The organism is Tersicoccus mangrovi, from assembly GCF_036881825.1.
Lineage (GTDB): Bacteria > Actinomycetota > Actinomycetes > Actinomycetales > Micrococcaceae > Tersicoccus > Tersicoccus mangrovi.
Window position 1 is genome coordinate 21,476 of the sequence record NZ_JBAJMW010000008.1, and the last position, 19,946, is coordinate 41,421.

General features: G+C 72.5%; 20 protein-coding genes and 1 other RNA gene. 6 read left to right on the forward strand and 15 right to left on the reverse strand.

Annotated features, from left to right (window positions below; translation table 11 throughout):
* Nucleotides 1-55 precede the first annotated feature (55 nt).
* Both rsrA and V6N00_RS14780 read right to left on the reverse strand, forming a co-directional pair.
* Complete coding sequence (rsrA, locus tag V6N00_RS14775) at nucleotides 56-319, reverse strand: mycothiol system anti-sigma-R factor (protein ID WP_334233462.1); 264 nt, start codon at nucleotides 317-319, stop codon at nucleotides 56-58.
* Nucleotides 316-1,032 carry a sigma-70 family RNA polymerase sigma factor gene (locus tag V6N00_RS14780; protein WP_416385094.1) on the reverse strand — a complete coding sequence of 239 codons (717 nt, stop codon included), beginning with the start codon at nucleotides 1,030-1,032 and terminating at the stop codon, nucleotides 316-318. Before V6N00_RS14780 ends, rsrA begins: the two co-directional genes overlap by 4 nt.
* 330 nt (nucleotides 1,033-1,362) lie before the next feature.
* Here V6N00_RS14780 and V6N00_RS14785 point away from each other — a divergent pair, with 330 nt between their 5' ends.
* The 6 genes from V6N00_RS14785 to V6N00_RS14810 all read left to right on the forward strand — a co-directional run bounded on the left by V6N00_RS14785 (nucleotide 1,363) and on the right by V6N00_RS14810 (nucleotide 7,903).
* Nucleotides 1,363-2,094: a DoxX family protein gene (locus V6N00_RS14785; RefSeq protein ID WP_334233466.1), complete on the forward strand. Its 732-nt coding sequence runs from the start codon at nucleotides 1,363-1,365 to the stop codon at nucleotides 2,092-2,094.
* A gap of 10 nt (nucleotides 2,095-2,104) precedes the next feature.
* Complete coding sequence (gene aroA, locus V6N00_RS14790; RefSeq protein WP_334233468.1) at nucleotides 2,105-3,457, forward strand: 3-phosphoshikimate 1-carboxyvinyltransferase; 1,353 nt, start codon at nucleotides 2,105-2,107, stop codon at nucleotides 3,455-3,457.
* 31 nt (nucleotides 3,458-3,488) lie between these two features.
* The gene (rsgA, locus tag V6N00_RS14795) at nucleotides 3,489-4,619 is read left to right on the forward strand and encodes a ribosome small subunit-dependent GTPase A (RefSeq protein WP_334233470.1); all 1,131 of its coding nucleotides are present in this window, start codon (nucleotides 3,489-3,491) and stop codon (nucleotides 4,617-4,619) included.
* A gap of 109 nt (nucleotides 4,620-4,728) precedes the next feature.
* A complete protein-coding gene (gene hisN, locus V6N00_RS14800; RefSeq protein ID WP_334233471.1) occupies nucleotides 4,729-5,568 on the forward strand; it encodes a histidinol-phosphatase in 840 nt (279 codons plus the stop codon).
* Nucleotides 5,569-5,870: 302 nt separating this feature from the next.
* Nucleotides 5,871-7,055 (forward strand): Nramp family divalent metal transporter, encoded by a 1,185-nt coding sequence (locus tag V6N00_RS14805; protein ID WP_334233660.1) that lies wholly within the window; start codon nucleotides 5,871-5,873, stop codon nucleotides 7,053-7,055.
* A complete protein-coding gene (locus V6N00_RS14810; RefSeq protein WP_334233472.1) occupies nucleotides 7,052-7,903 on the forward strand; it encodes a metal-dependent transcriptional regulator in 852 nt (283 codons plus the stop codon). Before V6N00_RS14805 ends, V6N00_RS14810 begins: the two co-directional genes overlap by 4 nt.
* Here the strand turns inward: V6N00_RS14810 and V6N00_RS14815 are convergent.
* The 13 genes from V6N00_RS14815 to prfB all read right to left on the reverse strand — a co-directional run bounded on the left by V6N00_RS14815 (nucleotide 7,842) and on the right by prfB (nucleotide 19,936).
* Nucleotides 7,842-8,279 carry a YrdB family protein gene (locus V6N00_RS14815; protein WP_334233474.1) on the reverse strand — a complete coding sequence of 146 codons (438 nt, stop codon included), beginning with the start codon at nucleotides 8,277-8,279 and terminating at the stop codon, nucleotides 7,842-7,844. The genes V6N00_RS14810 and V6N00_RS14815 overlap by 62 nt on opposite strands.
* A 1-nt stretch (nucleotide 8,280) precedes the next feature.
* Nucleotides 8,281-10,146, reverse strand: coding sequence for a glycoside hydrolase family 13 protein (locus V6N00_RS14820; protein ID WP_334233476.1), 1,866 nt, complete (start codon nucleotides 10,144-10,146; stop codon nucleotides 8,281-8,283).
* A 79-nt stretch (nucleotides 10,147-10,225) separates the two neighbouring features.
* The gene (locus tag V6N00_RS14825) at nucleotides 10,226-11,629 is read right to left on the reverse strand and encodes an MFS transporter (RefSeq protein WP_334233478.1); all 1,404 of its coding nucleotides are present in this window, start codon (nucleotides 11,627-11,629) and stop codon (nucleotides 10,226-10,228) included.
* Nucleotides 11,626-11,850 (reverse strand): hypothetical protein, encoded by a 225-nt coding sequence (locus tag V6N00_RS14830; RefSeq protein WP_334233479.1) that lies wholly within the window; start codon nucleotides 11,848-11,850, stop codon nucleotides 11,626-11,628. Before V6N00_RS14830 ends, V6N00_RS14825 begins: the two co-directional genes overlap by 4 nt.
* Before the next feature lie 62 nt (nucleotides 11,851-11,912).
* Nucleotides 11,913-12,689, reverse strand: coding sequence for a dienelactone hydrolase family protein (locus tag V6N00_RS14835; RefSeq protein ID WP_334233481.1), 777 nt, complete (start codon nucleotides 12,687-12,689; stop codon nucleotides 11,913-11,915).
* Between the two features lie 151 nt (nucleotides 12,690-12,840).
* Nucleotides 12,841-13,211, reverse strand: a transfer-messenger RNA (tmRNA) gene (gene ssrA, locus V6N00_RS14840).
* Between the two features lie 140 nt (nucleotides 13,212-13,351).
* On the reverse strand, nucleotides 13,352-13,753 hold the full coding sequence (locus V6N00_RS14845; protein ID WP_334233483.1) for a hypothetical protein: 402 nt from the start codon (nucleotides 13,751-13,753) through the stop codon (nucleotides 13,352-13,354).
* A complete protein-coding gene (gene smpB, locus V6N00_RS14850; RefSeq protein ID WP_334233485.1) occupies nucleotides 13,746-14,231 on the reverse strand; it encodes an SsrA-binding protein SmpB in 486 nt (161 codons plus the stop codon). The genes V6N00_RS14845 and smpB overlap by 8 nt, the downstream gene beginning before the upstream one ends.
* 134 nt (nucleotides 14,232-14,365) lie before the next feature.
* The gene (locus V6N00_RS14855) at nucleotides 14,366-15,826 is read right to left on the reverse strand and encodes a peptidoglycan DD-metalloendopeptidase family protein (protein ID WP_334233487.1); all 1,461 of its coding nucleotides are present in this window, start codon (nucleotides 15,824-15,826) and stop codon (nucleotides 14,366-14,368) included.
* Between the two features lie 2 nt (nucleotides 15,827-15,828).
* Nucleotides 15,829-16,743, reverse strand: coding sequence for a permease-like cell division protein FtsX (ftsX, locus tag V6N00_RS14860; RefSeq protein WP_334233488.1), 915 nt, complete (start codon nucleotides 16,741-16,743; stop codon nucleotides 15,829-15,831).
* Entirely contained in the window at nucleotides 16,740-17,429 is a 690-nt protein-coding gene (ftsE, locus tag V6N00_RS14865; protein ID WP_334233489.1) for a cell division ATP-binding protein FtsE, read from the reverse strand. The genes ftsX and ftsE overlap by 4 nt, the downstream gene beginning before the upstream one ends.
* A 150-nt stretch (nucleotides 17,430-17,579) precedes the next feature.
* Complete coding sequence (locus tag V6N00_RS14870) at nucleotides 17,580-18,578, reverse strand: alpha/beta fold hydrolase (RefSeq protein WP_334233491.1); 999 nt, start codon at nucleotides 18,576-18,578, stop codon at nucleotides 17,580-17,582.
* A gap of 242 nt (nucleotides 18,579-18,820) precedes the next feature.
* A complete protein-coding gene (prfB, locus tag V6N00_RS14875) occupies nucleotides 18,821-19,936 on the reverse strand; it encodes a peptide chain release factor 2 (RefSeq protein WP_334233493.1) in 1,116 nt (371 codons plus the stop codon).
* Between the last annotated feature and the right edge of the window lie 10 nt (nucleotides 19,937-19,946).

Genomic DNA, 19,946 nt, shown 5'->3' on the forward strand with positions numbered 1-19,946 from the left:
CCGCACGACTGCCGGCGGTGACGGCTCGGCCGCCGCCGGCGGGGCGGTCACGTGGTCAACGGGAGACGCGAACGGCGGTGATGCGACTGATGATCGTGGCCTTGAGCGTCTCGGGAGCGGTCTCGGCGCAGCTGCGCCGCACGACGGTGCGGATCACCCGCTCGACCTCCTCCTCCTGGACGCACTCGGGGCAGTGGTCGAGGTGCGCCTTGATCTCGGCGATGTCCTCGCGCGCCAACGCTCCGTCGAGGTACTCGTAGAGTCGCTCGATCCTGGAATCCGTGCAGCCCCCCAGGGCCGTGCAGTCGTCCTCACTCATGTCGTCTTCTCCTTGGTGCTGCTCACCTTCATACCGCGGTCCGCGGCGTAGTCGGACAGCTTCTCTCGTAACAACCTCCGGCCGCGGTGCAGGCGCGACATCACGGTGCCGATCGGCGTCCCCATGATCTCCGAGATCTCCTTGTAGGCGAAGCCCTCGACGTCGGAGAGGTAGACGGCCAGCCGGAAGTCCTCGGGGATCTCCTGCAGGGCGCGCTTGACGTCCGAGTCCGGCAGGTGGTCCAGGGCCTCCGCCTCGGCCGAGCGCAGCCCGGTCGACGTGTGGGACTCGGCCCGCGCGATCTGCCAGTCCTCGATGTTCTCCGACTGCGACTGCTGGGGCTCCCGCTGCCGCTTGCGGTAGAGGTTGATGTACGTGTTGGTCAGGATCCGGTACAGCCAGGCCTTGAGATTCGTGCCCGGCTTGTACTGGTGGAAGGCCGAGAAGGCCTTGGCGTAGGCCTCCTGGACCAGGTCCTCGGCGTCCGCGGGGTTGCGGGCCATCCGCAGGGCGGCCGAGTACAGCTGGTCGACGTACTGGAGCGCGTCCCGCTCGAAACGGGCGCGGCGTTCCTCCGCCGTCTCGGTGGCGACGTCGACATCGGGGGAATCGGTCGGCGCGTCGCTCGCGGCGGCGCCGGCCGCCGGAGGGGGCGTGCGGGGTGCTGAAGTCATCGTCGTCCAGTCTACTGGCGTCGCTTCGAGCACCGGCATGGCCCCTCCTCCCGTGTCCGTCCTGGTCGTTCCGAATCGGTCGTCGCGATCGACCGTTCCTTCCGCCAGATGCCAACCACGGCGAACCGACCTGTTATTCCCCGGGCCCCGGGAGGCCGACCGCCTTTTCCCCTCCCGGCACCGTCCAGACACCGTCCCGATCCAGCTCCGATCCTGCTCTGCGGGGCCCCGTGCGTCGGGCCCGGGTGGGCGGAGGGCGGAAAAGATGGAAAACTGACAAGCACCGACCCTCGGCGCCGCCGTGGACCGCCGGCCAGCACGGCCGTCACCGCACGTCGGCGCCGTCGTCCCACCGCTTGGAGGCAGATCATGACGCTCGTTCGTTTCTTCGCCCGCCCCGCCCTCGCCGGCACCTTCGTCCTCTCCGGCATCGACCGGGTCAGGAACGCCGCCACCCAGGCCTCCTCGCTGCAGCCGGTGCTCGGCGGCCTGCGCTCGGTGGCCCCGCAGGTCGCCCAGTACACGCGCGACGAGGTCACGGTCACCCGGGTGCTCGGCGGCGTGCAGACCGGCGCGGGTGCGCTGCTGGCCATCGGCAGGTTCAGCCGGCTGGCCTCGACCGTGCTCGTGGGCACCCAGGCGGTCAACGCGTGGGTCGAGTTCTCGCAGGCGCCGGCCGACACGGCCGAGCAGAAGACCGCCCGCCGGACGCAGCTGCTCAAGAACGTCGGCCTCGCCGGCGGCGCCGCCCTGGCCGCCGTCGACCGCAACGGCAAGCCGTCCCTGGCCTGGCGCGCCGAGCACGCCGCGACCAGCGCCAAGCGCTCCGCGCAGCGCTCGGAGACCCGCAAAAACATCGCGAAGACCGCCGCGGACGCGAAGAAGAACGTCCGCAGCGTCGCGGCGGACACGAAGAAGAACGTGCAGAAGAGCACCGCGGACGCGCGCACGAATCTGCAGAAGAGCACGGCCGACGTCCGCAAGAACGTGAAGAGCACGGCCGCGAAGACGTCGAAGAACGCGAGCCGCAACGCGTCGAAGAACGTCTCCGAGTGGCAGAAGAAGGCCGAGAAGCAGCTCAAGGCCGCCGGCATCCTCTGAGCCCGACCCGATGACCGGCACGACCGACGCACCGCAGCGGAGCCTCCCCTGGTGGGAGGCTCCGCTCGCGACGCAACCCGTGGACGCGGTGCTCAGCGTGCCCGGGTCGAAGTCGCTGACCAACCGGTATCTCGTCCTGGGCGCCCTCGCCGGGGGCGGTTCCCGCCTGCGGGCCCCGCTGCACTCCCGGGACGCGCACCTCATGCTCGCCGCGGTCCGTGCCCTCGGGGCATCCGTCGAGGAGATTCCCGGTGACGGCGACTTCGGCCCCGACTGGCGGTTCACCGCCGCGATCCCCACCGACACGCCCGACGCGGGTGGCGCGGCTGAGGCGCCCCGGTCCGTCGACTGCGGGCTCGCCGGCACCGTGATGCGGTTCGTCCCCCCGCTGGCGGCCCTGACGTCCGGACCCGTGCGGTTCGACGGGGACGAGGGCGCCCGGCGCCGTCCCATGGGCGCCGTCCTGGACGGGCTGCGGGCGCTCGGTGTCGAGGTCGAGGACAACGGCCGGAACGCCCTCCCCTTCACCGTCCACGGCACCGGCAGCGTGACCGGCGGCCGCGTCGTCATCGACGCCTCCGCGTCCTCCCAGTTCGTCTCGGCGCTGCTGCTCGCCGCTCCCCGGTTCGCCTCCGGCCTGCGCCTCGAGCACGCCGGACCGCCCATCCCCAGCCTCCCGCACGTGGAGATGACCGTGCAGGTGCTGCGCGAGATGGGCGTCGTCGTCGACGACGGCACCCCGGACGTGTGGACCGTCGAGCCCGGCGCGGTGCGCCCGTTCGACGTCGCCGTCGAGCCCGACCTCTCCAACGCCGGTCCCTTCCTCGCCGCGGCGCTGGTGACCGGCGGCCGCGTCACCCTCACCGGCTGGCCGGAGCACACCACCCAGGGCGGGGACCACTGGCGGCACATCCTGCCCGCCTTCGGGGCCACCGTCACCCGCGGCCCCGATCTGCTCACCGTCACCGGCCCGACCCACCTGCGCCCGGTCGACCTGGACCTCTCCGCGGCCGGTGAGCTCGCCCCCACGGTCGCCGCCCTCGCCGCCGTGGCCCCCGGCCGCTCCCGCCTGCACGGCATCGCGCACCTGCGCGGCCACGAGACCGACCGGCTCGCCGCGCTGCGCGAGGAGCTGACCCGGGCCGGCGCGCCCACCACGGAGACCGAGGACGGGCTGGTGATCGACGGCGGCGACCTGCACGCCGCCGACCTGCACAGCTACGCCGACCACCGGATGGCGACATTCGGCGCGGTCCTCGGCCTCGTCACACCGGGCGTGCGGGTCGAGGACATCGCCACGACCGCCAAGACGATGCCCGAGTTCGCCGACCTGTGGGCCCGCATGCTCGCCGGCCTCGCCTGAGCCGCCCCGTGAGCACGCACGCGAGGACCCGGTGAGCAGCCGGGAGTGGGACGAGTCCGACGTCCGGATCCGCCCCAACAAGCGCGGCACCCGGCCGCGGACGAAGGACCGCCCCGAGCACCGCGACGCCGTGATCGGGCGCGTCATCACCGTGGACCGCGGCCGGTACACGACCGTCGTCGACGAGGACACCCCGGACGAGCGGGTCGTCATCGCCGCGCGCGCCCGGGAACTGCGCCGCACCGCGATCGTGCCCGGCGACGAGGTCGACCTGGTCGGCGACGTCACCGGCACCGAGGACACCCTCGCCCGGCTGGTGCGGATCCGGGAGCGCGCCACGGTGCTGCGCCGCAGCGCGGACGACACCGACCCGGTCGAGCGGGTCGTCGTCGCGAACGCGGACCAGCTCGTCATCGTCACCGCCGCCGCCCGGCCCGAGCCGCGCACCGGTTTCGTCGACCGGGCCCTCGTGGCGGCCTACGACGCCGGCATCACTCCTCTGCTGTGCCTGACGAAGGCCGACCTCGCCGATCCCGCCCCGTTCCTCGCCAACTACGCGCACCTGGACCTGCCCGTCGTCATCAGCCGGACCGGCAGCGCGTCGAGCACCTCCCATACCGTCGGTGACGAGGACGACGACAGCGACAGCGAGGACGCGGCTCTCGACCCGGACGCCATCCGCACCCTGCACGAACGGCTGGACGGGCGGATCAGCGTCCTCATCGGCCACTCGGGGGTGGGCAAGTCCACGCTCGTCAACGCGCTCTCGGCCGCGGACCGGGCCACCGGATCCGTCAACGACGTGACCGGCCGCGGGCGGCACACCTCCTCGTCGGCCCTCGCGATCCGGGTGGCCGACTCCGCGCCGGGCAGCTGGATCATCGACACCCCCGGCATCCGGTCCTTCGGGCTGGCGCACGTCTCCGCCGACACGCTGCTGCGGGCCTTCGAGGACCTCGAGCCCGGGGCCGACGAGTGCCCGCGCGGCTGCGAGCACCGCAGTGCCGAGGACGGCTGCGAGCTCGACGCCTGGGTGGCCGACGGCGGCGCCGGCCCGGCCGGACCGGCCCGGCTCGCCTCGTTCCGCCGCCTGCTGGGCGTCGGCGAGGCGGAGGCGTCCGCCGAGAAGGAGCTCGGCTCCGCCCTCGAGACGGAGCCCTGACCCGCACCCCTGACCCGCACCCGCCCCCGTACCGCCCGGTGACCGTGAGCGCGTGGACACCGCGCGCCCGGCTCGGGCGCCCCAGCCCGGAGACGATACCGTGAACAGCATGACAACCCGCGACCGGACCTCCTCGCCCTGGACCGAGGACCTGCGCCTGGCGCACGTCATCGCCGACGCCGTCGACGCGCAGACCATGGCGCGGTTCAAGGCGCAGGATCTGAAGGTCGAGACGAAGCCGGACATGACGCCGGTCAGCGACGCCGACACGGCCGCCGAGGAGTCGATCCGCGCCCAGCTGGCCCGTGTGCGGCCCCGCGACGCCGTGCTCGGCGAGGAGTTCGGCTCGACCGGCTCGGGTCCGCGCCGCTGGGTGATCGACCCGATCGACGGGACCAAGAACTTCGTGCGCGGCGTCCCCGTGTGGGCGACGCTGATCGCCCTGATCGACGAGGGCCGCCCGGTCGTCGGGGTGGTCTCCGCCCCCGCGCTGAACAAGCGCTGGTGGGCGGCCGAGGGCGGCGGCGCCTTCACCGGCCGGTCCCTGGCGGCCGCCACCCGGTTGCGGGTCTCCGACGTCGGGACCCTCGCGGACGCCTCGCTCTCCTACTCCTCCCTCGGTGGATGGCGTGACCGCGGCGTCCTCGACGCGTTCCTCGACCTCAGCGACACGGTCTGGCGCACCCGCGCGTACGGCGACTTCTGGTCCTACTGCCTCGTGGCGGAGGGCGCCGTCGACATCGCGTGCGAACCCGACCTCAACCTGCACGACATGGCCGCCCTGGTGCCCATCGTGACCGAGGCCGGCGGCCGCTTCACCTCGCTCGACGGCGTCGACGGGCCGTTCGGCGGCAACGCGCTGGCCAGCAACGCGCGGCTGCACACCGACGTCCTGCGCCGGCTCAACCCCGGCCTCGACGAACTCGCGCTCACGCCCGCTCAGGGCTGACCGCCCGATCCCTCCGGCTCTCCTCCGAGCTGGTCCCCCGGTCTGCGGCGTGGACGCGCATTGCCGCGCGCCGTCGCCGGCGGTAATTTTCAGGTATGCCTAACTCTTCCGGCCGGCCTGTGGGAACCGTCCCGGATGCGGCGCCGGAGCATGCGGTGCCGCACACCCCCGCACCGGACGATGAGCGGCACGACGGCGGAGCGCGCCTCGACGGACCGGGCGGGCAGGACGACGGAGCGACGGCAGGCACCTCCCCGGCGGATCCCGCACCACGCCGGCGCCGGCGCTGGCCGTCCGCGGCCATGCTCGGACCCGCGTTCGTCGCCGCCGTCGCGTACGTCGACCCGGGCAACGTGGCCGCCAACCTCACGTCCGGGGCCACCTTCGGCTACCTGCTCGTGTGGGTGCTCGTCGCGGCCAACGCCGTCGCCGTGCTGGTCCAGTACCAGTCGGCGAAGCTCGGCATCGTCACCGGCCGTTCGCTGCCCGAACTGCTCGGCGAGCGCCTCTCCCCCTGGCCGCGGCGGGTTTTCTGGGTCCAGGCCGAACTCGTGGCGCTGGCCACCGACCTCGCCGAGGTGGTCGGCGGCGCCATCGCGCTGCAGCTGCTGTTCGGGCTGCCCCTGCCCGTCGGCGGCCTGATCGTCGGCCTCGTGTCGATGGGGGTCCTGGTCGTGCAGACCCGGCACGGGCAGCGGCCGTTCGAGCGGATCGTCGTCGGGATGCTCGCCGTCATCACCCTCGGCTTCCTCACCGGCCTCGTGATCAGCCCGCCCGACGCCGGCGGCGTGCTCGGCGGCCTCGTGCCGCACTTCGCCGGCCCGCAGTCGGTGCTGCTGGCCGCGAGCATGCTCGGCGCCACCGTGATGCCGCACGCGGTCTACGTGCACTCGGCGCTCAGCCGGGACCGCCATCACGCCCGCCGCGACACCGGGCTCGTGCTGCGCGCCACCCGCCTCGACGTCGGCGGGGCCCTCGCCGTCGCCGGGCTGGTCAACATCGGCATGCTGCTGCTCGCCGCGTCCACGCTCGGCGGCCGCGAGGGCACCGACACGATCCCCGGCGCGCACGCCGCGATCGTCTCCGCGCTCGGCCCGGTGATCGGTGTCCTCTTCGCGATCGGGCTGCTCGCCTCCGGGCTCGCCTCGACCTCGGTGGGGAGCTACGCCGGCGCCGTCATCATGGGCGGGCTGATGCGCTGGCGCATCCCGCTGCTGGTGCGCCGGGCGCTCACCCTCATCCCCGCCGTCGTCCTGCTGGCCGTGGGGGTGGACCCGACGTGGGCGCTCGTGATCTCGCAGGTGATGCTCTCCTTCGGCATCCCGTTCGCCGTCATCCCCCTGGTCGGCTACACGGGCCGTCGCTCGCTGATGGGCCGGTACCGGGACCCCGTGCTGACGCGGGTGCTGGCGTGGACGGCCGTGGCGCTCATCGTCACGCTCAACGTGCTGCTGCTGTGGCTGACCGTCACGGGCGCCGCCACGTGAGCGCGCGACGCCGGGACCCGGCGGAGACCGCATCCGCCGCGAGCGCGAGCGTCGAGGACTACGTCAAGGCCATCCACGCGCACACCGAGTGGCACCCGGCGCCGATCACGACGACGGCCTTGGCCGCCCGGCTCGGGGTGACGAGCGCGTCCGCCTCGGAGATGGTGCGCCGGCTCGACGAGCGCGGGCTCGTCGTCCACCGTCCCTACCGGCCCGTGGAGCTCACCGAGGCCGGGCGCGTGCTCGCCGTGGCCATGATCCGGCGGCACCGGCTGCTCGAGACGTGGCTGGCCACCGAGCTCGCGTACGGGTGGGACGAGGTGCACGACGAGGCGGAGCGGCTCGAGCACGCCGTCTCGGACCGGTTCATCGAAGCGATCGCCGAGCGGCTCGGCGACCCGGACCGCGACCCGCACGGCGACCCCATCCCCCGCCGGGACGGCACCGTGCCGGTGGTCGAGGCCACGCCGCTGGCGGACTTCGACGTCGACCACCCCGTGCGCGTGCGCCGGGTCAGCGACGCGGATCCGGCGCTGCTGCGGCAGCTCGCCGACCTCGGCATCGGACCGGACAGCGCCCTGACGCTGCTGGCGGACGGTCCGGTCGGGGCCGGCACCGGCGCGGGCGACGCCGGCGGCATGCGCGTGCGCAAGGACCTCGGCCTCAAGGACGCTCACGCAGACCCCGCCGCGAGGAAGCTCGCCGGGCGGACCGACGTCCGGCTCACCCCCGCCGCGGTCGCCGCCGTGTGGGTGGTCAGCCGCGGCGAGCACCCCGGTTGCACGCTCAGCCCGCGTCCGGGGCACCCCGCCGCTGAGCGCCGTCGGCCGGTGTCGGCCGCGGACTGAGCACCCGCGCCGGGCGTTCCTCGTCCGGACCCACGCCGAGCTGCTCGAGCGCGAACAGCACGACGGCGCCGCCGGCCATGACCAGCCCCGGCCACCCGAGCCCCGAGAACGAGAGCAGCGCGGCCGCCACGAGCAGGAAGCCGGCCGCGAGCAGGGGCCGGGCGGGCCGTCCGACCCGGTGCGCCGCGCGGGGCGCCATCCAGCGGCCCCACGCGAGGACGACGACGACGAGTGTGGTGATGGCCAGCGGCACCGCCGAGCCCGGTGACAGCAGGTGGAACGCGGCCACGCCCAGGGAGATCAGCGCACCGATCTCGAGCAGGAACGAGAGCAGCGACCTCACCAGCAGCACACCCGGCCGCGCCCGCCGCGTCACGTCAGGCCCCGGCGCCGGCGTCCGGCGCGCCCGCGGTGACCGAGGCGGTGGCGGCGACGGTGACAGCGGTGACGCGCACCTCCCACGGCCGCAGCACGGCCGGGTCCGTCTCGCCCCGCTCGTCCTCGGAGAGGTTGGTCAACACGAGCGTCGCGCCGTCCCGGCGGCACGTCGCCGGCAGCGCGCAGGCCTGCCCGCTCAGGTTCGCGGTAACGAGCAGCACCCGCTCGCCGAGGGTCCGGGTGAACGCGAAGAGCTGCTCGTGGTCGGGTTCGAGCAGGTCGAACCGGCCGAAGGCAACGACGTCGTCGGTGTGGCGCAGCTCGATGAGGCGCTGGTAGAAGCGGAAGATCGACCGGCTCGACGCCCGGTCCGCCGCGGCGTTGATCGTCGCGTAGTTCGGGTTGACCGGCATCCACGGGGTGGCGTCCGGCCGGTCCGACCCGGCGCTGAACCCGCCGTGCACCGAGTCGTCCCACTGCACGGGCGTGCGGGCGTTGTCCCGCGTCATCAGGCGCAGGGCCGCGAGCACGTCCCGCGGGTCCGCCCCCTGCTGCTGCACCGCCTCGGCGTAGTGGTTGACGGCCTCGACGTCGAAGAAGTCCTCGATCCCGGCGAAGGGGACGTTGGTCATCCCGAACTCCTCGCCCTGGTAGATGAACGGCGTGCCGAGCTGCAGGTGCAGCACGGCGGCCCATGCGGTCGCGGAGGCGTAGCGCGTCCGGTTGCCGCCGTCGACGTCGCCCTGCTCGACCGCCGCCTGCCCGTCGTCCCCGAACCGGGAGACGAGACGCGGCTGGTCGTGGTTGTTCAGGTACAGGGAGTTCCAGCCCCGGCCGTACAGGCCGTCCTGCCAGCGGGCGAGGTTGGCCTTGAGGTGCCGCAGGTCCAGGGTGGCCGGGTCCCACTTGCCGCCCTTGCCGTGGTCGAGCCCCACGTGCTCGAACTGGAAGATCATGTCGACCTCGGCGCGGGTCGGGTCGGTGTAGAGCTGGGCGTGTTCGAGCGGGGTGCCGGGGGTCTCCCCCACCGTCATCAGCTCGGCGTCCCGGCCGGCGAACACCTCCCGGTGCATCTCCTGCAGGTACTCGTGCACTCGCGGCCCGTTGGCGTACTGCTCGGCCCCCAGCGGCATCCCGGAGGTCACCGGTTCGACGTCGACGTACTCGCCCTTGGAGATGAGGTTGATGACGTCCATGCGGAAGCCGTCGACGCCGCGGTCGAGCCACCAGCGCATCATCGCGTACACGGCCTGACGGACGTCCGGGTTGTCCCAGTTCAGGTCGGGCTGCTGCGGGGCGAAGAGGCGCAGGTAGTACTGGCCGGTGGCCTCGTCCCACTGCCACGCGGACCCCGAGAAGAAGGACCGCCAGTTGGTCGGCTCGGCGCCGGGCGTGCCGCCGGTGAAGCCGGGCCGGGGGTCGCGCCAGATGTACCAGTCGCGTTTGTCCGCAGTCCGGGAGGAGCGCGAGTCGGTGAACCACGCGTGCTCGTCGGAGGTGTGGTTGACGACGAGGTCCATGATCAGCTTCATGCCGCGCTCGTGGGTCGCGGCGAGCAGCTCGTCGAACTCCTCGAGCGTGCCGAAGCGCGGATCGATGTCCTGGTAGTCGGCGATGTCGTAGCCGTTGTCGTGCTGCGGGGACGGGTAGATCGGGGACAGCCAGATGACGTCGACGCCGAGGTCGGCGAGGTGGTCGAGCCGGGAGCGGATGCCGGCGAGATCGCCGAAACCGTCGCCGTCGCCGTCGGCGAAGCTGCGGGGGTAGATCTGGTAGACGACCGCGCGCGTCCACCAGGGGGCGTCGGCGGGATCCGGGACGGCGGACGAGAGGGTCGCGGCGGCATCGCCGAGGGTTCCGGTCATCCGTCCATGATGGCAGGTGGCCTGACGCGAGGCACGGCGTTGCCCGGTCGGCGCCCCGGCCGGCGCGGATCGGTGCCGGTCAGGCTCTCGCCGCGTCGGGCCGGCTCGGCGCCGGACCCGGCGTTCGGATGCCGACGGCCGAGAGCAGGGCGCCGGCCGCGAGCAGGGCCGCGCACACGACGAGCACCCGGTGCAGGCCCGCGGTGTCCAGGGCGCCCCCGATGACGAGGCCGGCGGACGCGGTGGTGACGAGCCCGGCGATGCGGGCGACGGCGTTGTTGATGGCCGAGCCGACCCCGGCCACGTCCTGCGGCACGGCGCCGAGGATCGCCGACGTCAGCGGCGCCACCGTGATGGTCAGCCCGGCGCCGAACAGCAGGACGCCGGGCAGCAGGTCCCGCACGTAGTCCAGGTCGGGGTGCACACGCAGCATGAGCAGGTGGCCGACGGCGGCCGTCAGGGGGCCGATGGTCATGAACCAGCGGGCTCCCCACCGGCCCGCGAGCCGGCCGATCGGCGCGGAGAAGGCGATCATCATGATGGTGGTCGGCAGGGTGGCCAGCCCGGCCGTGGTGGCACGGAAGCCGGCCACCTGCTGCAGGTACAGGGTGAGCACGAGCGAACTGAGGCCGAGGGCGCCGTAGATGCCGAACGTCGCCGCGTTGCCCCAGGCCACGTTGCGGATCCGCAGCAGGTCCGGCGGGATCATCGGGGCGGGGGCGCGCCGTTCGTGCACCACGAGCCCGGTGATCCCGGCGACGCCGATGACGGTGAAGGCCAGCACGAGCGGGTGGGCCCACCCCAGCCGCCCGGCCTCGATCAGCGCGAAGACCAGGCCGCCGAGCCCGACGACGGTCAACGTCCCGCCGAGCGCGTCGATGCGCACCCCGGGTCGCCGCCGGTCCGAGCGCATGAGCACGGGCAGCAGCGCCAGGCACACGGCGATCGGCGCGATGTTGACGACGAAGATGATCCGCCACCCGACGAGGTCCACCGCGAGGCCCCCGATCAGCGGGGCGACGATGGTCGCGGCCCCCGTCGAGGCGGTCCACGTGCCGATCGCGGCGGCCTGCTCCCGCCCGTCGTAGTGAGCCATGATCAGCGAGAGCGAGCTCGGCACGAGCATCGCGCCGCACACCCCCTGCAGAGCACGGCCGGCGATCAGCAGCTCCGGGTTCGGGGCGACGGCGCACAGCAGGGAGGTGATGCCGAACCCCCACAGACCCAACTGCAGGATGCGTCCGCGGCCGACGACGTCCGAGATCGCCCCGGCGAGCAGGATGAACGCGCCGAGGGTCAGCAGGTACGCGTCGACCACCCACTGTTGGGCGCTCAGCCCGCCGCCGAGTTCGCGGCCGAGCGCCGGCAGGGCGAGATTGACCACGAAGCCGTCGAGGATCGCGATGAACGAGGCGAGGATCGCGATGACGAGCACCCGGCGCTGCAGCGGTGTGGCCGGGGTGCGGACGGCGCGCCCGCTCATCGCCCGCGCCGGCGGGTGAGCAGGCCGCCGAGGAGGAACGCCAGGCCGACGAGGATCGTCACGAGCGTCCAGAGCGTGTGGGTGCCGCCGACCACGGTCATCACGAGGATGAACACGAAGGCACCAGCGAGGATGAGCAGCCCGATGGCGATCAGCCAGCGCCCCGGGTGCGGGGGCGGGATCGGCGGCAACCACGGCGGCCGGTGGTCGGTCCAACTCACCGGATCAGTCTAGGACCCGGCAGGATGGCAGCGCCCGGGCCGGGCGGTGCCCTGCGGGCGGCTCAACGACCGCCCGGCAGGTTGGCCGCGAGGAAGTCCAGCGTCCGGCGCCAGGAGTCCGCAGCCGGTTCGGCACGGTAGGCGAGCGGGTTGGTGTCGTTGAAGAACGCGTGCCCGGCCTCGGGGTAGACGATGCCCTCGAACGGGACACCGATCGCGCCGAGCGCCTCCTCCACCTGCGGCCGGCTGGCTGTCACCTGCTCGTCCTCCTCGCCGTAGAACGCGAGCACCGGGCAGGTCACCGTGCGCAGCTGGTCCGCGTCCATCGGGGCGCCGTACCAGCTCACCGCCGCACGTAGCCGGTCGTCGGCCGCCGCGAGAGCGAGGCTGTAGGTGCCGCCGAAGCAGAAGCCGAGCACACCCACGCGCCCGTCGACCCGGCTGTCGGAGAGCAGGCGGTCGACGGCGGTGCGCAGTGCCGCGGTCGCGGCGCGCGCGAACTCGGGCGACCGCGTGGGGGCGAGCAGCTCCCGGAAGCGGGGCTGGATCGCGTGGCGCTCCTCGTCGGTGCCATGGGAGCGGATCCGGCCGAGTTCGGCGGCCTCCTCCAGGTCGACGCCGAGGGCCAGGATCTCGGGGGCGATGACGACGTAGCCCTCGGCGGCGAGCCGGCCCGCGACGTCGGTGATGTGGTCGTTGACGCCCCACACCTCCTCGATCAGCACGAGGCCGCCACGCACGGGCGCGTCCGGGGCGGGCTCGGCGAGCCAGGCGGTCACGGCCTGCCCGGTTCCGTTCGTGGTCGTGGTGTTGTCGCTGGTCAGCTCGATGGTCGGCATGATTCCGAGTCTAGGACTCGATCATGACAGCATGCTGACGATCCGGCGCGCGGCGTCATGATCAGCACCGGGAACGACCACGGGCCGGCACCCGAGAGGTGCCGGCCCGTGGCCGTTGCGCCGACCCAGCGAGGCGGGTGACGAATGGGATGAGTGGAGATGGGGGGAATCGAACCCCCGTCCGATGTGGTGTTGTCAGGACTTCTCCGGGCGCAGTCTGCGTCGGGTTTTCTCGGCCCCAGCCATCCTGCAGACAGGTGGCTGACCCGGGCCCAGCCGCATCAGTGTCCCCTCAGTCCCTGCGGCCTGGACTGAGGGCAGTGGCTCCCTGATCGACGCCAGTCACCGGGGCGGGAGCACCCCCGGGCTGACGGACTCATTCTGGCTGCTCAGGCAGCGAGAGCGAAGTCAGTGCGCTTAGAATTGGCACTTGTTGGTTTGCAGAGAGCGTTGACGAGATGACTCTGCATCCTCGGCCCGCTTCCCCTGTCGCAACTCACATCGTCGAAACCTGTCATCCCCGTATGCAGTTGCCAAACGCCGATTCCCGGTGACCCGGGTCGCGACATCCGTCCGGAACATGTCCGGACCATCCAGCATAACGCACGCGAGGGCCGGCGTCTTCCCGCTCCCGGCCCGCGGTCGCACGCCCGGGTCAGCGGTCAGGTGGCCGCGAGGAAGCCGACGATGACGGCGCCGATCACGAGCGCGGGCACCAGCAACCAGGGCCAGCGGCGCTGCCGGATGAGCAGGACGGCGAGCACCGCGCTCACCGGCACGGCGACGAACGCGGCGTAGGCGGCCAGGACGAGGACCATGAGCAGGTACCACGAGAACGTCTGGTCGACGAAGGAGGCCAGCGCGTAGGTGATGGTCGTGCCGAGCAGGGTGAAGACGAGCCAGATGAGGTCCAGCACGATGAGCGTCGTCGTCCACCACGGCATGGACGCCGGCGGCGCCGGTCCCCCGGCGGAGGCGCCCCGCAGATTCCGCGTGGGCCGCTGACCCGTCTGCGTGCCCGACTGCTTGCCCGCCGGTCGCGTCGCCGGGCGGCGGTCAGCCACGACGGTTGCGCGCTCGCATCTCGCGGGCGGCCTCGCGGTTGTCCTGCGCCTCGCGCAGGGACTGCCGCTTGTCGTAGTCGCGCTTGCCGCGGCCGATGCCGATCTCGACCTTGGCGCGACCGCCCACGAAGTACAGCGAGAGCGGCACGATCGTGTAACCGGACTCCCGCGTCTTCTGCGAGATCTTGATCAGCTGCTCCCGGTGCAGCAGCAGCTTCCGGCGGCGGCGCGCGGTGTGGTTGGTCCAGCTGCCCTGGCTGTACTCGGGGATGTGGACGCCCTCGAGCCACAACTCGTCGTTGTAGAAGACGGCGAACCCGTCGGTGAGGTTGGCGTGCCCCTCGCGCAGCGACTTGACCTCGGTGCCCTGCAGCACGAGACCGGCCTCGAACGTGTCGGAGATCAGGTAGTCGTGCCGGGCCTTCCGGTTCAACGCCACGGTCTTGCCGCCGTCGCGGGCGCCACGGTCCTGGGGCACGGCTTCCTCCTGCCGGGGTGGCGCGACGGATCACCGTCGCGCCGTGGGTACATGCGGGCGGCCAGGCGGCCACCGTCGCCCGGTTGGGCGACTCACCAGTCTACGCGCCGCGTCGACGTGCCGTCAGGGCGCCATCAGAGGTACGGCGAGGGATTCACGAGGGAGCCGTTGACCATGACCTCGAAGTGCAGGTGGCAGCCCGTCGAGTTGCCGGTGCTCCCGGTGAAGCCGATGGTCTGGCCCTGCGTGACGTGCTGGCCCGGGTGCACCAGGGACGAGGTGAGGTGATAGTAGATCGTGGAGACGGCGTTGCCGCCGATGATGCCGTGGCTGAGCACGATGCGATTGCCGCCGGTCGGCACCGCGCCGTCGGCGAACATGACCTCCCCGTCGGCCGGGGCGAGCAACGGCGTGCCGCAGGCCGCACCGAAGTCCTGGCCGGTGTGCAGGTAGGTGCCGGTCCCGGTGAAGTCGATGGTGCCCTTCGGGACGGGACGAAGCCCGTACGGGGACGTGACGGGCACGCCCGCCGGTACCGGGTGGATGAAGCCGAACCCCCCGGACGGGGCCGGTGCCGGGTCGTTCTCGACCGGCGCGGGTGCGAGGGCCCGGCCCGCTGCGGCGGCCGCGGCAGCGGCTCGTTGCCGGGCGGCGGCTGCGGCGGCGGCACGCGCGGCGGCCTCGGCGGCCGCGCGTTGCCGGGCCGCCTCCAGTTCCCGGCGCTGCCGCTCGGCGATCTGGTTGCGCACCTGCGCCTGGTCCGCCTCGACCCGCGCCAGCTGCCGGCTGATCTGCGGCCGCCTGGCCTTCAGCCGCGCCGTCAGGGTGGCGCTGCGGCTGACGAGCCGGTCCACGTTCGTCTTCCGCGCGGCCGCCGCATCACGGGCCGCCTGCTCCGCCGCGAGGGCGGCCTCGGCCTTCGCCTTGAGCTGCTGGATCTCGTCCTGGACGGCCCGCAGCCGGGCGGCGGCATTCTGGTCGGTCGCCTGCTGCTGCGTCCACGCGCTCAGCGCGGTGCTCTGGCTGCGCAGGGCGGCGTCGGCGAGCCGGATGCTGTCGGTCAGGTCCTGCCCGTCGCCGGTACCGAGCACGAGCGAGACGTTGCTGGACAGGCCGCCGTTCTTGTAGGCCTGCGCCGCGATGGCGCCGATGGCCCGGCGCGTCCGGTCCGCCGACTGCCGGTCACGGCGAAGCTGGGCGTCCAGGTCCGCCTTGGACTGCTCCGCGAGTGTGAGTCGTGCCGACTGGGACTCGACCTCCCGCGTGGCGGCGGCCACCTTCGCCTGCGCCTGGGCGAGCGCGGCCCGGGCGCCGGGCAACTGCTTCTGGTAGACGCGCAGCTGCGCGATGGACCGGGTGATCCCGGCGTCGAGGTTCTCCATCGCCTCGCCGACGTCGCGCGCCTCCTGCTCGAGGGCGGACTGCCGGTTGTCGAGGTCGTCCGCCGTGGCGGGGGTGCCGACCGCGGTCAGGCCCGCGGCGAGCACGGCGGCGGCGGTGACGGACGCCCAGCGGGCGGTCCCGCGTGCGGTCCTGCGGGCGGTCCGGGTCACCGGGCACGACGACGTCGGGTCCGGGTGGATCGAAGGAGCCACGCTCACACCTTCAGGTAGCGACGGAGGGTGAGCACGGACGAGGCGCCGGACAGGACGATGCCGAGCACGATGAGGGCGGGTGCGACGAGCAGCGCGTCGTTGGACGAGATGAACGCGAGGTCCTGGCTCTCCCGGCTGAGGTAGTCCTCGACGTAGAACCGGGTGAAGGACCACAGCGCCGCCGAGGCGAGCACCGAGCCGATGGTCGCCGCGATGATGCCCTCGAGCACGAACGGCAGCTGGATCACCGACTTGGAGGCACCCACGAGCCGCATGATGCCGGTCTCGCGCCGGCGGCTGAACGCCGAGAGCCGGATGGTGGTGGCGATCAGCAGCACCGCGCAGACGATCATGATGCCGGCCGTCACGAGCGCGAACACGGAGGCCTGGTTCAGTTTCGAGAAGAGCGGTTCGAGCAGTTCCCGCTGGTCGTTGACGGTGTCGACGCCCGGGGTCGAGGAGAAGCCCTCCCGGATGACGTCGAACTTCGTCGGGTCCTTCAGCTGGATGCGGAACGAGGAGGGCAGCTGGTCCGCCGTGACCGTGTCCACGATCGGCGAGTTCTTGAACTGCTCCTTGAAGTGGGTGAACGCCTCGGCCGAGGACTCGAAGTGGGCCGAGGCGACGTAGGGGGCGAACGTCGGCGACTGCAGCTGGGCGGCGATCGCCTCGCGCTGCTGTTCGGTCACCGCCCCGGAGGCACAGGTCGGGGACACGGAGCCCTGCTGGCACAGGAAGAGGGAGATCTCGACCTTGTCGTACCAGTAGCCCTTCATCTGGTTGATCTGCATCTGCAGCAGCGCGGCGGCGCCGACGAAGGTCAGGGAGACGAAGGTGACCAGGACGATGGAGACCACCATGGTGAGGTTGCGGCGCAGCCCGTGGCCGATCTCCCCCAGGATGAAGGCGGCCCTCACCGGGCGCCCTCGTAGATGCCCTCGGCGTCGTCGCGGACGATGGCGCCGTTGTTCAGCTCGATGACCCGGCGACGCATCTCGTTGACGATCATGCCGTCGTGGGTGGCCATGACGACGGTGGTGCCGTTCTGGTTGATGCGCTCGAGGATCTTCATGATGCCCATCGAGGTGGCCGGGTCCAGGTTGCCGGTCGGCTCGTCCGCGAGCAGGATGGCCGGCCGGTTGACGATGGCGCGGGCGATGGCCACGCGCTGCTGCTCACCGCCGGAGAGCTCGTGCGGGAACCGGCCGTCCTTGCCCTCCAGTCCCACGGTCTCCAGGACGGTGGGGACCGTCTGCTTGATCATGGTGCGGCTCTTGCCGAGCACCTGCATGGCGAAGGCGACGTTGCCGGCCACCGTCTTGTTCGGCAGCAGCCGGAAGTCCTGGAACACGACGCCGATGCCGCGCCGGAACCGGGGCACGCGCCAGGGCGCGATGGTCGAGACGTTCTGGCCCGCCACGTACACGGAGCCCCGCGACGGTGCCTCCTCCTTGAGGACGAGCCGGATGAACGTGGACTTGCCGGACCCGGAGGCGCCGACGAGGAAGGTGAACTGGCCCCGGTCGATCTCGGTGGTGATGCCGTCGAGGGCCGGGCGCGACGTGTCGTCGTAGACCTTCGTGACACTGTCGAATCGGATCATGCGCGCTGTGCTGCTCCCGGCCCGCCCCACGGCACCGAGGCAGGACCGTACCTGGGATCAGGGGCCTCGGCGGTTCGAGTGTAGGGCGGAGGCCACCGGTGCTCCGTGAGCCGTGCCGGTGTGTCGCCCGGCGGGTCGCGGTCGTGGGTCTCAGGAGCGGGCGAGCTCGTCGACGGCTGCGCGGATGCGGGCGACGCCGTCGTCGGTGAAGAGCGGGATGCGCCGGTCGGCCGGGTACTCGACGGCGGTCAGCGTGGGCAGCAGGGACGCCCAGGACTCGGCACTGTCCGCGATGTCCCAGGCGGCGGCGCCCTCCGCGTGGCCCGCACGGTGCCAGAGCAGGCGGGCCGGGTGGGACAGGCCGTTGAGCGCGGCGAGCACGTCCTCCGCGCCCATCACCTCGATCGCGTCGTCCCACGCGGCACGCTGCTGGACCCGGATCCCGAGTTCGGGCTCCCGGCCGTGCAGCGCGTAGTCGAGCGCGGCACGCGCCTGCTCGGACAGCGGGGCGTCGAACCGTCCGGACCGTTCCCAGAAGCGGTGGTACTCGTCGAGGCTGGCGTACCGGCGCTCGATCGTGGCGAACAGCGGCGCGAAGATGTGCGAGACGGTCGCGTCGCGGTCCTCGCTCGGGAAGGCGAGCCGGGGCAGCCACATGTCCAGCAGCACCAGCGACTGCACCAGGCCCGGGTACCGGTGCGCGAGAACGAGCGCGGCGAGCCCGCCCATCGAGTAGCCGACGACGACGACGTCCCGCGCCTCCTCGGCCTCGAGGACCTGGGCGAGGTCGTCCGCGTGGGCGGCCATGCCGTACGGGCCGAGCAGGGGGTAGCTCTGACCCCGGCCGCGCAGATCGGGCGCGAGGACGCGGTACGCGTCCAGTCGGTCGGCGACGGCCAGGAAGGCCTGGTGGTGCCCGGTCAGCCCGTGCAGCAGCAGGATGGTGCGCGGCCCCGTGGGGACCTCCGCCGCGGCCGGCGGCTCGACGGCGGTGTATCCGGTGGTGGGGGTGATCGGCGGGTGCGGCGTGACGGCGGCCACGGCGTCGTCGTCGAGGCCCGCGACGGGTTCCCACACGCCCACGGTCAGGTCGCCTCCGCGCACGGCGATCCGGTCCTGGCGGTACGACCGGGTGAGGAACGGCTCCATTGGACTCTGCTTTCCCGAATCACTGCTTTCCCGAAGGGGCAGGTACGCGCCGGGCGGCCCCCACGTGCGGATCTGTCGGCCCCGCCCCCGTCACCGGGCGTGCCGACCCCCGCGGCCCTGCCGCGGAATGCATGAGCCCTCGCCCCCGAGGCCTCACGGCATCATCATGCCATCACCGGCATCCGCAGGGTCCGGGTGCCCGTCCGACTGGGGACAACCCGGGTGGATCGGGGTGGGTCCGGCTACTCGGCGGTGGTGCGCGCCGCGGCCCGCCAGCGGATGCCGGCGTCGATGAAGTCGTCGATCTCGCCGTCGAGCACGGCGGCGGTGTTGCCGACCTCGTGCTCGGTGCGCAGGTCCTTGACCATCTGGTACGGGTTGAGCACGTAGGAGCGCATCTGGTCGCCCCACGAGGCCTTGACGTCGCCGGCGAGCGCCTTCTTCTCGGCGTCCTCCTGCTCCTTCTTCAGCAGCAGCAGGCGGGACTGCATGACGCGCAGCGCGGCGGCGCGGTTCTGGATCTGGGACTTCTCGTTCTGCATCGAGACGACGGTGCCCGTGGGCAGGTGGGTCATGCGCACCGCGGAGTCGGTCGTGTTGACGGACTGACCGCCGGGGCCCGAGGAGCGGAACACGTCGATCTTCAGGTCGGACTCGGGGATCTCGATGCTGTCGGTCTGCTCGATCAGCGGGATCACCTCGACCGCGGCGAAGGAGGTCTGGCGGCGGCCCTGGTTGTCGAACGGGCTGATCCGCACGAGGCGGTGGGTGCCGGCCTCGACGGACAGGGTGCCGAACGCGTAGGGGGATTTGACCTCGAACGTCGCCGACTTCAGGCCGGCCTCCTCCGCGTAGGAGGTGTCCAGGACCGACGTCGGGTAGCCGTGCCGCTCGGCCCAGCGCAGGTACATGCGCATGAGCATCTCGGCGAAGTCCGCGGCGTCGACGCCCCCGGCGCCGGAGCGGATGGTGACGACCGCTTCCCGCTCGTCGTACTCGCCCGAGAGCAGGGTCACGACCTCGAGATCGCTCAGCGACTTCTTGATCGAGGTGAGCTCCCGCTCGGCCTCGGCGCGGGTGTCCTCGTCGTCCTCCTCGCCGGCCAGCTCGACCAGCACCTCGAGGTCGTCGATGCGAGAGCCGAGCCTCTCGACCCGCTCCAGGTCGGACTGCCGGTGCGAGAGCTTGCTGGTGACCTGCTGGGCGGACTCGGGGTCGTCCCAGAGGTCCGGGGCGCCGGCCTGCTCGCTCAGCTCGGCGATCTCGGCGCGCACCTTCTCGACATCGACGACGTTCTCGATGCTGGCGAAGGTGGACCGGAGCTGGGCGATCTCAGCGGGAAAATCAGTGGCTGCCATGGTGCCACCA